11 protein-coding genes are annotated in these 13,190 nt (G+C 69.6%); 4 read left to right on the top strand and 7 right to left on the bottom strand.

Going from position 1 to position 13,190, the window contains the following annotated elements:
• Positions 1 to 5 precede the first annotated feature (5 nt).
• From ACFLIM_RS41085 to ACFLIM_RS41070, 4 genes are all read left to right on the top strand, one after another.
• Complete coding sequence (locus ACFLIM_RS41085) at positions 6 to 1,022, top strand: aminotransferase class V-fold PLP-dependent enzyme (RefSeq protein WP_393174530.1); 1,017 nt, start codon at positions 6 to 8, stop codon at positions 1,020 to 1,022.
• Positions 1,023 to 1,176: 154 nt separating this feature from the next.
• Positions 1,177 to 1,902: a ThuA domain-containing protein gene (locus ACFLIM_RS41080; protein WP_393174528.1), complete on the top strand. Its 726-nt coding sequence runs from the start codon at positions 1,177 to 1,179 to the stop codon at positions 1,900 to 1,902.
• 7 nt (positions 1,903 to 1,909) lie between these two features.
• Positions 1,910 to 2,947 (top strand): Gfo/Idh/MocA family protein, encoded by a 1,038-nt coding sequence (locus ACFLIM_RS41075; RefSeq protein ID WP_393174526.1) that lies wholly within the window; start codon positions 1,910 to 1,912, stop codon positions 2,945 to 2,947.
• Positions 2,948 to 3,201: 254 nt separating this feature from the next.
• A complete protein-coding gene (locus ACFLIM_RS41070) occupies positions 3,202 to 4,176 on the top strand; it encodes a LacI family DNA-binding transcriptional regulator (RefSeq protein WP_393174524.1) in 975 nt (324 codons plus the stop codon).
• Positions 4,177 to 4,241: 65 nt separating this feature from the next.
• Here the strand turns inward: ACFLIM_RS41070 and ACFLIM_RS41065 are convergent, their stop codons facing one another.
• The 7 genes from ACFLIM_RS41065 to ACFLIM_RS41035 form a co-directional block, all read right to left on the bottom strand.
• Positions 4,242 to 5,231, bottom strand: coding sequence for a substrate-binding domain-containing protein (locus ACFLIM_RS41065; RefSeq protein WP_393174522.1), 990 nt, complete (start codon positions 5,229 to 5,231; stop codon positions 4,242 to 4,244).
• The gene (locus ACFLIM_RS41060; RefSeq protein ID WP_393174520.1) at positions 5,228 to 6,280 is read right to left on the bottom strand and encodes an ABC transporter permease; all 1,053 of its coding nucleotides are present in this window, start codon (positions 6,278 to 6,280) and stop codon (positions 5,228 to 5,230) included. Before ACFLIM_RS41060 ends, ACFLIM_RS41065 begins: the two co-directional genes overlap by 4 nt.
• Positions 6,277 to 7,773 carry a sugar ABC transporter ATP-binding protein gene (locus ACFLIM_RS41055; RefSeq protein ID WP_393174518.1) on the bottom strand — a complete coding sequence of 499 codons (1,497 nt, stop codon included), beginning with the start codon at positions 7,771 to 7,773 and terminating at the stop codon, positions 6,277 to 6,279. The genes ACFLIM_RS41060 and ACFLIM_RS41055 overlap by 4 nt, the downstream gene beginning before the upstream one ends.
• The gene (locus ACFLIM_RS41050; protein WP_393174516.1) at positions 7,770 to 10,184 is read right to left on the bottom strand and encodes a glycoside hydrolase family 172 protein; all 2,415 of its coding nucleotides are present in this window, start codon (positions 10,182 to 10,184) and stop codon (positions 7,770 to 7,772) included. Before ACFLIM_RS41050 ends, ACFLIM_RS41055 begins: the two co-directional genes overlap by 4 nt.
• On the bottom strand, positions 10,174 to 11,589 hold the full coding sequence (locus ACFLIM_RS41045) for an L-fucose/L-arabinose isomerase family protein (protein WP_393174514.1): 1,416 nt from the start codon (positions 11,587 to 11,589) through the stop codon (positions 10,174 to 10,176). Before ACFLIM_RS41045 ends, ACFLIM_RS41050 begins: the two co-directional genes overlap by 11 nt.
• Positions 11,590 to 11,813: 224 nt before the next feature.
• Positions 11,814 to 12,815, bottom strand: coding sequence for a LacI family DNA-binding transcriptional regulator (locus ACFLIM_RS41040; protein ID WP_393174512.1), 1,002 nt, complete (start codon positions 12,813 to 12,815; stop codon positions 11,814 to 11,816).
• A 52-nt stretch (positions 12,816 to 12,867) separates the two neighbouring features.
• The coding region (locus ACFLIM_RS41035; RefSeq protein WP_393174510.1) for a DUF2961 domain-containing protein at positions 12,868 to 13,190 on the bottom strand (323 nt) is incomplete at its 5' end.

The raw sequence follows: 13,190 nt of genomic DNA, 5'->3' as shown, positions 1-13,190 counted from the left end.
AGCTCATGGACATCGCCACGGCCGCCAAGCTCTGGGACGCCGACCCCGGCTGGCTCAACACGGCCTCCTACGGTCTGCCCCCTCGCCGCGCCTACGAGGAGCTCCAAGCCGTCCTGACCGACTGGCGGCACGGCAGCAGCGACTGGAAACCCTGGGACGCCTCGGTGGGCCGTTCCCGGGAAGCCTTCGCCCGCCTGATCGGCGCCCCGGCCGCCGACGTGAGTGTCAGCTCCACCGTCTCCCAGATCATGTCCACCGTGGCCACGGCGCTCCCGCCGGGCGCCCGAGTGCTGGTGCCGGAGATCGAGTTCACCAGCAACCTGTTCCCCTGGGCCGTGGCCGCCGACATCGAGACCGTGCCCGAAGACCGGCTGGCCGACGCCATCACCGGCGCCACCACCGCCGTGGCCTTCAGCCTCGTCCAGTCCGCCACCGGCTACGTCGCGAACCTCCCGGAGATCATGGCCGCCGCCAGGGCCCATGACGCGCTGGTCATCGCCGACGCCTCCCAGGCCGCCGGCTGGCTGCCGATCGACGTCACCGGCATCGACGCGCTGGCCTGCGCCGCGTACAAGTGGCTCATGGCGCCGCGCGGCGCCGCCTTCGGCTACCTGTCACCGCGCCTGCGCGACCGCATGCGCCCCCTGGCCGCCAACTGGTACGGCGGCGCCGACGAGGGCGGCTCCTACTACGGCCCGCCGCTGCGCCTGGCCCCGGACGCCCGGGCGTTCGACCTGTCACCGGCCTGGTTCTCCTATGTCGGCGCCGCGCCCGCCCTCGAACTGCTCAACGAGATCGGCATCCAGCAGATCCACGACCACGACGTCGCCCTGGCCAACCGCTTCAGAACCGGCCTCGGCCTCGAACCCTCCGACACCGCCATCGTCTCCGTGGACGCCCCGGGCGAGCGGCTGGAGGCGGCCGGCATCCGCGCGGCCGTACGAGCAGGCAGGGTACGCGCCAGCTTCCACGTCTACACCACCACCGACGACGTCGACCGCGCACTGGACGCCCTGACGTGATCCCACGAGCCGATCAGGCTCCGGCGCCCTCACCGGCTGGCTGGGCCCGCAGGGCTGGACCGGCCTGATCAGAGCCCGCCGTCCGGCTCGGTTTCCCCGTCACCACTGCTTGGGCAGTAATCGATCTGACGAGCGACGACCGGGAAGGAAGCGGATGGCGGTCAACGTCACTGTCTGGAGCGAGAACTACCACGAACAACGCGAGGAGGAGGTGCGCCGCCGCTACCCCGACGGCATCCACGGCGCCATCGCGGCCGGGCTGACCGAGTTGCTGGGCGACCAGGTACGCGTGCGCACCGCCGTGCTGGACGACCCCGAGCACGGCCTCACGGACGAGGTCCTGGCGGGCACCGACGTGCTCACGTGGTGGGGGCACATGGCGCACGAGGAGGTCGACGACAAGATCGTGGATCGGGTACGCCGCCGCGTCCTGGGCGGCATGGGCCTGATCGTGCTGCACTCGGGCCACTACTCCAAGATCTTCCGTACGCTGATGGGCACCACCTGCACCCTCAACTGGCGCGACGCGGCCGAGCGGGAGCTGGTCTGGACGGTCTCCCCCGGTCACCCGATCGCGCGCGGCGTGCCCCGTCCGCTGGTCATCGACCGCCAGGAGACGTACGGCGAGCCGTTCGGCATCCCCGAGCCCGACGAGCTCGTGTTCATCAGCAACTTCAGCGGCGGCGAGGTGTTCCGCAGCGGCTGCTGCTACCGCAGGGGCCTGGGCCGCGTCTTCTACTTCAGCCCCGGCGACCAGGAATATCCCATCTATTACCACTCTGACGTGCGGCGCGTGCTGGCCAACGCGGTCCTGTGGGCCGCCCCGGCCGACGGCCCCGGCGAACCCCTGCAGAACGCCCACACCCCCATCCAGTGGTAGGAGTCAGATGACGTTCGACACCGTCAAAGAGGACCGGCCGCTGCGCGCCGTGGTGGTCGGCGCGGGTTTCATCGGCGGCCAGTGGGCGCCCGAGCTGCTCGCCCACCCCGGCACCGAGCTGGTGGGCTGGGTGGACGTGGCGGAGGACCTGGCCCGCGCCGCCGCCGGCAAGCTCGGCCTGGACGACCTGCCCGTCAGCTCGTCGCTGACCGCCGTGCTGGACGGCGAGGAACCCGACTTCATCGTCAACTGCACCGTGCCCCAAGCGCACCACGACGTGACGGTCACCGCGCTGAAGCGCGGGGTGTCGGTGCTGAGCGAGAAGCCGATGTCGGTCACGCTGGACGAGGCGCGCTCCATGGTGGGGGCGGCCGACGAGGCGCGGCGGCTGTTCGCGGTCAACCAGAACCGCCGTTTCATGCCGACCCTGGTGGCCTTCCGGCGCACGGTGGCCGAGCTCGGGCCGCTCGGGCTGCTGACGTCGGAGTTCTACATGCCGTACCGGGGCAAGCCGTTCCTCGACACCTTAGAGCACCCGTTGTTGCAGGACATGGCCATCCACCTGTTCGACGCCGCGCGGGCGGTCTCGGAGGCCGATCCGATCTCCGTCTACTGCGAGTCGTTCCGCCCCGCGTGGACCTGGTACCCCGGCGCCTGCTCGGCCACCGCGATCTTCGAGATGACCGGCGGGCTGCGCTACACCTTCACCGGCAGCTGGTCGGCGCCCGGCGGGGCGACGTCGTGGACGGGCAGCTGGCGGGCGGCCGGGTCGCACGGGACCGCGCGCTGGGACGGTGACGGGCATCCGACCGCCGAGGCGGTCAAGGGTCACGTGCTGCGGCCGTACGCGCCGGGCGCCGACCCGTTCCCCGGCCGCCAGGAGCGTTTCGCGGGGCTGGCGGAGGGGCTGGCGGAGTTCGTAACGGGGCTGCGCACGGGACGGCCGCCGCAGGGCGACTGCCATGACAACATCCGCAGCCTGGCCATGGTGACGGCCGCCCTGGAATCCGCCCGTACCGGGGCCAGGGTGCCGATCATGGCCTGACCGGACCCCGCGCCCGGCAGTCCGGACACCGGCCAGTTCGCGCTGCTGGACGCCGGGCACGCGGTCGAGCACGCCGGGAGCAGGAAGAGAGCCCGCCCGAGGTGGGCGGGCTCTTCCTTGACAGCACCTAGCCGATCTGGCTGGACTGGGGCCATTCCGCGCCCACGGCGAAGTGGTCATGCCACTTCGCCGCCCCCGGCAGGAACCGGCCGCGGCCGGAGTGCAGGGCTCCGTGATGGTAGAAACTTGGTGCGATGCCCACTATCTACGATGTCGCCCGCGAGGCCGGCGTTTCCGCGGCCACCGTCTCCCGCGTGCTCAACGGCGCCCGCACCGTCGATCCCGCCATGGTCGCCCGGGTGCTCACCGCGGTCCGCGAGCTCGGCTACCGTCCCAACGCGGTGGCGCGCAACCTGCGGCGCAGCCGTACGACGTTGTGGGCTGTGATCATCTCCGACATCGGCAACCCGTTCTTCACCGCCACGGTCCGCGGCATCGAGGACGTCGCCCAGCAGGCCGGCTACTCCGTCGTGTTGTGCAACACCGACGAGGACCCGGCCAAGGAGGAGACGTACGTCGCGGCGGCGCTCAGCGAGCAGATGGCCGGGGTGATCATCGCCTCCTCGGGGAGCGTCAAGGCGGCCAAGAGCCTGCTGGAGTCGCCCATCCCGGTCGTCGCCATCGACCGCGAGCTGCCGCGCGGCGCCGTGGACACGGTCGTGGTGGACAATGAAGCGGGCGCGCGCACGGCCACCGAGCACCTGCTCGGAGCCGGTTACCAGCGGATCGCGTGCATCACGGGGCCCGAGGGCGTGAGCACCGCCGACCTGCGCCTGCGCGGCTACGCCGGGGCGCTGTCCGGACAGCCGCTGGTCGTCCGCACGGACTTCCGCGAGCAGGGTGGCTACGACGCCATGGCATCACTGCTGTCCTCCCCCGAACGTCCCGACGCGGTGTTCGTGGCCAACAACCTCATGACGGTGGGCGCGCTGCGGTGCCTAGCGGAGCACGGGGTGGACGTGCCCGGGGAGATGGGGCTGGTCGGGTTCGACGAGATCCCGTGGGCCGACCTCGTCCGGCCTTCGCTCACGACAGTGACGCAGCCGACGTACGAGCTGGGCCGCATGGCCGCCCGCCTCCTCGTGGACCGCATCGCCACCCCTTCCGCCAAGCCCGCCACGGTCGTCCTCCCGGCCGAACTCCACCCCCGCCAGAGCAGCACCCGCTAACGCCTCGCGAGCTCATGGGCGATGGGGGACGGCCGGCATGGCGTCGCCGTCGACGCCGAGGAACATCACTGTCCCGACAGGTCGTACTGCTTGTAGAGGTCGGCCGCGTTCTCCTTGGTGACCTGCGTGGTGCCGAGCACCTGCTTCTTCTCCACGGACTGACCGTGCAGGATCTTGTTCACGGTGTCGGCCGCCTCCTGCGCGCCCGTCGGGTAGATGAACGTGGCCGAGAGCTGGCCGAGTTGCACCGCGCGGATGCCGCCGTCCGGGATGGCCAGGCCGTCGATGCCGATGAACTTGATCTTGTCGGCCTTGCCCGCCGCCTGCGCCGCCAGGTACGCGCCCAGCGCCATCGGGTCGTTGTGCCCGTACACGAGGTCGATCTGGGGGTGCTGGGCCAGCCACTGCTGCATGATCGGGGTGGCCTGCTCCTTCAGCCACTTGCCCTCGCGGTCCGCGATGATGTTGATCTTGGGGTTGGCCGCGATGGCCTCGCGGAAGCCCTTGTCGCGGTCGATCTGCGGCTGGTTGGACATGATGCCGCGCAGCTCGACGACGTTGCCGCCGTTCGGCAGCAGCTTGACCGCCTCCTCACCGGCCTTCCTGCCGATGAGGACGTTGTCGCCGCCGATGAAGGCGGTGTAGCACTCGGTGTTCACGGTGCGGTCGAGCACGATCACCGGGATCTTCGCGTCGCACGCCTGCTGCACGGCCGCCGTCAGCGGGGCGGGCTCGGTGGGCGAGACGATGAGCGCGTCGACCTTCTGCGTGATGAAGTTCTGGACCTGGGAGACCTGCGTGGCGCTCGACTGCTTGGCGTCGGCGATCGGCAGTAGCTCGATGTCCGGATATTTCTCCAAAAAGTGCTTCAACTGCAGGTTGAGCTGCGCCCGGTACGGCTCGGCGTTGTTCGACTGCGAGTACCCGACGACGAACTTCTCCTTCGCGCCGCCGCTCGTACCAGCCGAAGGGGTGGGCGCCTTGGACGCGCAGGCCGCGGCGAGCATCGCGCACAGCGCGATGGTGGACGCTAAGGAAAAAATGGTCTTCTTCATGATCGAGACCCTCCTCGGAAGAACTTGAAGAGATCGGGACGCTGCAGGACGACCGCCACGACGACGATCAGTCCCTTGATCACGAGCTGCCAGTTGTCGCTGACCGCGTTGAGCCCGAGCACGTTGTCGAGCAGGGTCAGGATGAGAGCCCCGACGAACGTGCCGACGATGGTGCCCTTGCCGCCCGCCAGCGACGCCCCGCCGATGACCGCCGCGGCGATGGCGTCCAGCTCGTACGACTGCCCGGCCTGCGGATCGGCCGAGGCGCTGTACGCGGCGTCGATCGGCCCGGCGAACCCGGCGAGCATGCCGGACAGCGTGAACACCGCGATCGTGACCGCCGTGACGTTGACGCCGGACAGGCGGGCCGCGGTGGGGTTGCCGCCGACGGCGTACACGTGCCGGCCGAAGCGAGTCTTCGTCAGGATCAGGTGGAAGACCACGCAGACCACGATGAAGGCCAGCACCGGGTAGTAGATCCGGTCGAACAGGTTGTGCCCCGGCGTACCGAACAGCTGGAACGACTCCGCCTGCGGCGTCAGCTTCCCGTCGGGGCCGGCGATCTGGGTGCCGACGCTGACGTTGTCGCTGACCTGCCGGTCCAGACCGCGTACGACCGAGAGCATGGCCAGCGTCATGACGAACGACTGGATGCGCAACCAGGCGGTACCGGCACCGTTCAGGAACCCGAAGAAAGCCCCCACCACCATGCAGATCGGCACGATCTGCCACGGCTCCAGGGAGAACTTCGACAACATCATCGCCGCCGTCATCGAGGCGATGCCGAGCAGCGAACCGACGGACAGGTCAATGCCGCCGGTCAGGATCACCAGCGTGACGCCGACGGCCAGGATGCCGCGCGAGGCGAAGGCGCCGATGGCGTTGGTGAGGTTCGTCTCGTTGAGAAAGATGTCGCCCTTGGTGGCGATGCCGACGGCGAGGATCAGCACCAGGCCGATGTAGGCCTGCGCCGCGCCGAGGGCGGAGAGTGTGCGCCGCATCCGGTTCTCCCCCGGCGCCTGCACGGGTGGTGCGGTCTTGAGAGTCATATGGTTATCCGTCCCATCGCGGCCGCGAGGATCGCCTCCTGCGTCGCCTGGCCCCTGCGGAACTCGGCGGTGATCCGGCCCTCGCAGAGCACGAGGATCCGGTCGCACATGGCGAGCAGTTCGGGCAACTCCGACGAGGCCACCAGCACGCCCTTGCCGGAGGCGGCCAGCGCGGACATCAGCGCGTGGATCTCCGCCTTGGCGCCCACGTCGATGCCGCGCGTGGGCTCGTCCATGAGGATCAGCGACGGCGCGGTCAGCAGCCATTTGGCCAGCACGACCTTCTGCTGGTTGCCGCCCGAGAGGTTCCCGACGGTGAAGCGCAGTCCGGGCGTCTTGACCCGCAGCTCGCGCACCTGCTGCTCGACGGCGGCGCTCTCGCGCCGCCGGTCCACGGTCCAGAACCGCAGGTACCGCCTGAGCGAGGACAGGCTCGCGTTGAAGGCCACGCTGTTGCCGAGCACGAGGCTCTGCGCCTTGCGGTCCTCGGCCACCAGCGCCACGCCCCGGTCGATCGCCTGCTTGGGGCTCCTGGCCCGGTACGGCGTGCCGTCCAGGCTGATCGACCCCTCCGACGGCCGGTGCACGCCGAAGATCGATTCGAGGAGTTCGCTGCGTCCGGCGCCCATGAGCCCGGCGACGCCGACGATCTCCCCGGCGCGCACGGTCAGCGAGATGTCCCGCAGCGCCGTGCGGCCGGTGGCCGGATCCCCCGGCACGCACAGCCCCTCGACCCGCAGCAGCTCGTCGCCTTCCGAGCCGCCGTCGGCCCGCGGGAACATCTCCCCCAGCGGCCGGCCCACCATCATCTGGATCAGCTCGTCCCGGTCGACCGAGGAACGCTCGCCGATGTACTGGCCGTCGCGCAAGACGACCACCCGGTCGGCGATCTCCGCCAGCTCCTCCAGGCGGTGCGAGATGTAGATGACGGCCACGCCGCGGCCGGTCAGGTCGCGGATGACCTCGTACAGCCGGTGCACCTCCGCGTCGGCCAGGGCTGAGGTGGGCTCGTCCATGACCAGCACGCGGACGTTCTGCGACAGGGCCTTGGCCACCTCGATGAGCTGGCGTTCGGCGATCCTGCACTGCTTGATGAGCGTGCGCGGCGCCAGGTCGAGCCCGAGGCCGCGCAACAGCTCGGCGGTGCGCGACTCCATGCTCTTCCGGTCGAGGATCGTCCGTTCCCGGCCGAGGAAGATGTTGTCCGCGATGGACAACTCGGGCACCAGGTTGAGCTCCTGGTGGATCATGGCGATGCCGTGCCGCAGCGCGTCCTTGGGCGAGTGGATGTGCGCGACCTCGCCGCCGATCTCGATCTCGCCCTCGTAGTCCTTGAACACCCCGGCCAGGATGTTCATCAGCGTCGACTTGCCGGCGCCGTTCTCTCCGAGCAGGGCCACCACCTCGCCCTCCGCCACGGTGAGCGACACCCCGTCGAGGGCCCGCACGCCGGGGAAGGACTTGCCGATGGCCCGCATCGTCAGAACGGTCACCGCAGGCTCCACGCGCTGTAGGAGGCGGCCGACCAGGGCGTCTTCGGAGTGAGCTGGACGGTGATCTCGCTCCGGCCCCGGGTCGCGCCGGCCGGGATCTGGTAGACGTCCTCCAGCCACCTGCGGGTCTGGTTGCCCAGCGGCTGCACCCAGTCCGCCAGCCGCCGCCCGTTGACGGTCACCTCGGCGTGCTGCCCCGCGACGCTCTGGTCGCCGGTACGGCGCAGCTCGACGCCCTGGTTGTTCCTGCCGACCTTCAGCTTGAAGCCGACGGGAGCTTCGGTGACGCGCTGGGTGGCCGTCAACGTCGTGGCGTTCCGCAGATCTCCCTCGAACGCGGAGTCCAGCGTGGTGACGTCTCCCTGGCCGGTGTAGCCGTGCGCCCGCTCGCTGGCCGGGTCGCCGACGGTCAGGGCGTCGGTCTGGGCGGTGGCGTCCCGGCCGGATCCGTACCAGTAGGCCGTGGAGGAGTAGACGCCCTCGACGTTGTTGGTCCAGCCGTGCTCGATGTCGAACGTGATCGAGCTCCCGAACGGAACCGCGTCCCCGATCATCAGCCGGTAGGCGCCGGTGCAGTCGCTCTCGGCGGGGCAGCCCGTCGCCGGGGCAAGGTGGGCGGTGTTGCCGTGGAAGGGGGTGTTGAAGGTCTCGCGGTTGAAGTACCAGCCCGCCTGGTAGAAGTCCTCGGTGCCGGTGCCGTGGATCTGCGGGGTACGCGAGCCGTCCACGAAGACGCGCTCGTCGCCCTCCAGGTAGTTGCGGTTGGCCGGGCCGCGCATAGTGTGGCTGACGCCGACGAACTTGCCCTGGCCCGTGGCCCGCAGGAAGGTCCAGCTCTTGCCGGGGGTGGTGGCGCCGGCGCGGGACTGCGCACGGAAATATCCGACATTTCCTGAAAGGGGCCGGTTGGCTGACGTGACCGACGCCTGCCCCTCGATCGTCCGGTCGGAGTCGTTGTACAGCTCGACGGTCGCGCCCGACTTGTACGGCATCGGCCACCAGGCGGACATCGTGCTGGTCTCGGGATCGATGTCGTACATCAGCGACTTGACCGGCACCATCGCGTGCCCGCTGCCGAAGAACTCGCCGACCGGCGCGTCCACGGTCCGGTCGCCGTCGAAGCCGATCCGCAGCCGCAGCCCCTGCAGGACCTCCTGCGCCACCCGTACCTTGGCGAGCTGGGCCTCGTCCATCGGGAAGGCGAAGGTGCGCTCGCCCTGCCAGGTCTGCGCGACGATCTTGTAGTTGTGCGCCGCCTCGTCCGCGGCGTCGCCCACGTCCACGGTGTCGGTACGCTTCCCGGCGCTGTCCACCCAGTACGTGAACTCGTTGTAGTCCAGGTCCGACGAGACGAACACGTTCTTGATGGTGATCTGCGACTTGCCCTTGGTGGCACTGGCCGGCAGGTCGACGACCTCCTCGGCCCACATGCCCGCGGCCCCCAGCCTGCTCGGCGGCCACTGGGCGACCTCCTGGCCGTCCACCAGGACCTTGGCGACCTGCCTGCCGATGGCCGGGTCGATGCGCCGGGTCAGCCGTACCCCGTCGTTGGCGGGGTCGATCTGCACCGTGAACTCGCTGGAGCCGCCGCCCCCGAAGGCCCGGCCCTCGTCGGCCTCGGTCTCGGGCAGGACCTGCTCGGCCTGGGGCAACCGGACCTTGATCGCGGACAGCAGGCCGGAGCCCTGCGTGCGCGCCACCCGTACGGACTGGCCGGGGGCGAGCTTGATCGAGGCGTCCTGCGTGCGCGCGCCCGGGATCGCGGGTTTGGGGTCGCCGCCCGCCTTGAGCCGATCGATCACGTCCTGCGCCTTTTCGGCCGGGTCGAACGTGCGCACGCCCTCGGCGTCGGCGAACGTGCGGTAGCCGACGTGGTAGAAGAGCGGGTTGTGCTCGGTGGTGATGCGCATCGAGCGGGTGTAGGGCATCGGCACCTCGACGTAGACGCCGCCGGAGCTCTGGTCGGCGTTGCCCACGAGGGGATAGGCGAACGGGGCGCCGAGCTTGCCGTTCACCAGATCCTGCAGGCTCGCGTCCACGACCTTGCGGCCGTCCAGCTCGATGGTGATCCTGCCGGTCCTGGTGACGTCGCCGCCGTCCCTGGTGAACCAGATGGCCTGCACCTCGCCGGCGCCGGTGTGCTCGGCGATCACGCAGCCCCGGTCGTCGGTGCTGTCGGAGGTGCTCAGGCAGGAGTACGTGCCCTCGAACCCGTCGTTGTTGTCGGCGGTGCGGTCGAAGCTGGAGAACTGCTTGGTCTGCACGCCGGTGGGCAACTCGGGCAACCGGTCGAGCCGCCGGTAGACGTCCCACCCGACGGGCCCTTTGGCGGTCGCCTGCTGCGCTTGCGCGGGCGCCGCCAAGCCGCCCACCACCAGAACGGCAGCCAGCAGAACAGGACTAAGCCGCATCGCCGAACCCCTCGAACTCGACGCCCAGTTGCTTGCACACCGCTTGGAGCTCGGCGATGTAGTCGCCGGGCACCGCGTGAATGTGGTTGGACCCGAACCGCCCGAGGAACTCGGTGGCCGGAACGTGCAGCCTGGTGAACGCGTGCGGCCATTCGAACGTCGACTGCCTGGCCATCGCCTCGTTCGTGGCGTCGTCGTACAGCTCGAAGCCGCCGCGCATCACGTGCATGCGGTAGGTGCCGTCCCTGCGCGTCAGGCGCGCGAAGGTGGCCGCGCCCGGGGCCGCGAGATGATGCACACTCGCCCCACCCGCCGGGAAGAAGAACACCTCGGGGTAGAAGTGCGTCTTGGCCAGGTTCTCCGCTGGATCGTCGGAACGGGCGGCGTACCAGGTGGCGTGCTGCCCGGAGTTGCACAGATCCCACACGTCCTTGTCCGCGTGGTAATGCCGGACGTCGGCGAAGAGCACGGGATGACCGCTGAGCAGCTTGAGGATCTGCATGGTGAGCGCGCCGTCCATGTCGGCCTCGGTGGCGCAGACGTGCGTCTCTTTCGGGCCTTCCCAGTCGTAGGGGTCGTTGAGGAACGACTCGGCGATGTCCATCGTGCAGAAGTGGGTGGTCAGCTCGGGCTGGCCCTTGATGCCGGAGAAGTCCAGGTTCCACTCGTCGATGAGCTCGCGCATGGCGTAGTACGTACGGATCTGCCGCTCGAACAGCTCAGGCGTGAGCTGCTTGCCGTCGTAGTGGACGTGGCCCTTGGTCTCGAGCCATTCGCGTGCCTGCTTCACCCGGGTCTGGGACGCGTTCTCGCTGCGTCGCACGATTTCCCACTGGTCGATCTCCTCGACGTCCACACCGAAGGTGCGCATCCACTGGTCGGTGTTGGCGACGGCGGTGTACATGCCCATGGGCCGCCCGCCGATCCGTCCGAACGTGGACCCGCGCAACCCCCGAACGGCCTGCGCGGCCCGCACTTCCGTCAGCACCCGCTCCCTCACGGCGGGATCCTCGATGTCGCCCCAGGCCCTCGCGTGCACCCGGCCGATCTGATCGAGCCCGCCACCGCCCGCGAGCATGCCCACCATGCCCGGCTGGGCGGGATCGATGTTGGCCATCAGCAGCAACGGGCCCGGCGTGGACTCGGCCGCCAGCATCGTGAAATGCGGGAACGCCCACACCGCGTAATTGAAGATCGTCAAATCCGGCCGCTGGTCCGCCAGCCACCGGGCCTGAGACGTGGCCAGCTCGTTGGTCCACACGATCTCCGGGGCCACGATCACCTCGTGGCCCTCCTTGCGCAACGCCTCCGCCAGGGCGGTGGTGGCGGTGTTGATGTGTGCGACGAGATCGCGGGCGACGAAGTCCCGCCCGTCCGAGATGCTCAGCACTCCGATACGTGCCACGGCTTTGCCTGACCTCCCGTGTGAGAAATCGATTGCTCAGAAATCGATTTCCCCCCAAGCTAGATCGACCCCTCGGGACCGTCAATGCCGCTTCACATCACAGAATCGCAACGGTGAATGGCACCACGCCGCGCCGCACGCGCGGCTCGGCGCAACGCGCACGGCGCTCAGCCGGGAGGAACGTCCTCAATGCCAGCCGGGCATAACATCCACCGGCAAACCCCTCAGCCCAGGCGAAGCCGGGAACTCTCGCGGGGATGCAACTCCGTCTGCAACACCATCCGGGTCGCCGGCCGAGCCGGATTGTCAATCCGATCGGCCAGCAACCGCGCCGCCGCCCGCCCCAGCTCGTACGTAGGCTGCCGCACCGTGCTCAACCCCGGCCGGAACAACCGAGCCCACGGAATGTCGTCGAACCCGATGACCCCGACGGAAGCAGGAATGGCCACCTCCCGCTCGGTCAGGCACTCCACCGCCCCCACGGTCATCAGGTTGTTCGCCGCGAACACCGCGTCCATCTCCACCCCTTCGTCCAGCAGCGCGGCCATGGCCGAATAGCCCCCTTCCTCCCGGAAGTCGGCGTGCCGGACCAGGGAACGGTCCTGCGGCAGCCCGAAGGCCCGCAGCGCCCGCTGGTATCCACGCAACCGCTGCATGGCCGTGGACATGCGCCGGGGCCCGGTGATGCAGGCGATCCGCCGGTATCCCGACTCCAGCAGGTGGGCGGTGGCCATCTCGGCGCCCTTCTCGTTGTCGACGAGCACGGCGTCCACTTCGGTCTCCGCCAGTTCGCGGTCGATGGTCACCACGGCGGTGCCGGCCGCGACGAGGGCGCTGATGTCGGTGGAGTCGTCGGCGGGTGAGATGATCACGCCGGCCACGTTGTCGGCCAGCGCGACCGCGATGTACTCAGCCTCCCTGGCCCGGTTCTCGTCGGTGTTGCACAGGACGACGGAGTAGCCGAGCTGCCGCCCCCCGTCCTCCACCCCTCGTACGAGCGAGGTGAAGAACGGGTTGCCCACGTCCGAGACGAGCACCGCCCACAGCGTGGTCTGCCTGCGTCTGAGGTTGCGCGCCACCCCGTTGGGCCGGTAGCCGAGCTCGCGAACCGCCGCGTGCACCCGGGCCGCCAGCTCGGGGTTGACCGTGGCGCGGCCGTTGAGCACGCGGGAGACCGTCGCGGCGGAGACCCCGGCGTGCCGCGCGACATCTTGAATTTTGAGCAACCTCGTCCCATCTCATGGCAGGCAGACGATCTGGAGTCTACTCGGAAATCGATTACTCCAGGTCGAGGGGGAACGGCAACCGCTCCGCCACCGGCGCCAGCCCGAACGGCCGATGGGGCAGGGTCTGGTGCCAGTACGCCACCGACGAGAAGTCGTCCGACCGCTTGTTCGCGTGCCCGTGCTCGATCGTCACCCTGATCGACGCGCTGAAGGTGATCGGGTCCTCGACATGGAACCGGTAGAGAGAGATCTCGCCGCTCCAGTTGTCCCCGCCGGGCATGACCGTCAGCCGGTCGTCGTTGCCGCCGGTACGGTCGTAGCTCGAGGCCCGCCGCCGCCCCCCGCCCCCCGCCCCCCGCCCCCACAGGCTGACAG

The organism is Nonomuraea marmarensis (assembly GCF_043197025.1).
Classification (GTDB): Bacteria; Actinomycetota; Actinomycetes; order Streptosporangiales; family Streptosporangiaceae; genus Nonomuraea; species Nonomuraea marmarensis.
This window is presented reverse-complemented; position numbering and strand designations above follow the sequence as displayed.

Bases quoted from the DNA above. Each gene is read 5' to 3' on its own strand.
- ACFLIM_RS41085 (WP_393174530.1), top strand. From the start codon at position 6: ATGGACATCGCCACGGCCGCCAAGCTCTGGGACGCCGACCCCGGCTGG.
- ACFLIM_RS41080 (WP_393174528.1), top strand. From the start codon at position 1,177: ATGGCGGTCAACGTCACTGTCTGGAGCGAGAACTACCACGAACAACGC.
- ACFLIM_RS41075 (WP_393174526.1), top strand. From the start codon at position 1,910: ATGACGTTCGACACCGTCAAAGAGGACCGGCCGCTGCGCGCCGTGGTG.
- ACFLIM_RS41070 (WP_393174524.1), top strand. From the start codon at position 3,202: ATGCCCACTATCTACGATGTCGCCCGCGAGGCCGGCGTTTCCGCGGCC.
- ACFLIM_RS41065 (WP_393174522.1), bottom strand. From the start codon at position 5,231: ATGAAGAAGACCATTTTTTCCTTAGCGTCCACCATCGCGCTGTGCGCG.
- ACFLIM_RS41060 (WP_393174520.1), bottom strand. From the start codon at position 6,280: ATGACTCTCAAGACCGCACCACCCGTGCAGGCGCCGGGGGAGAACCGG.
- ACFLIM_RS41050 (WP_393174516.1), bottom strand. From the start codon at position 10,184: ATGCGGCTTAGTCCTGTTCTGCTGGCTGCCGTTCTGGTGGTGGGCGGC.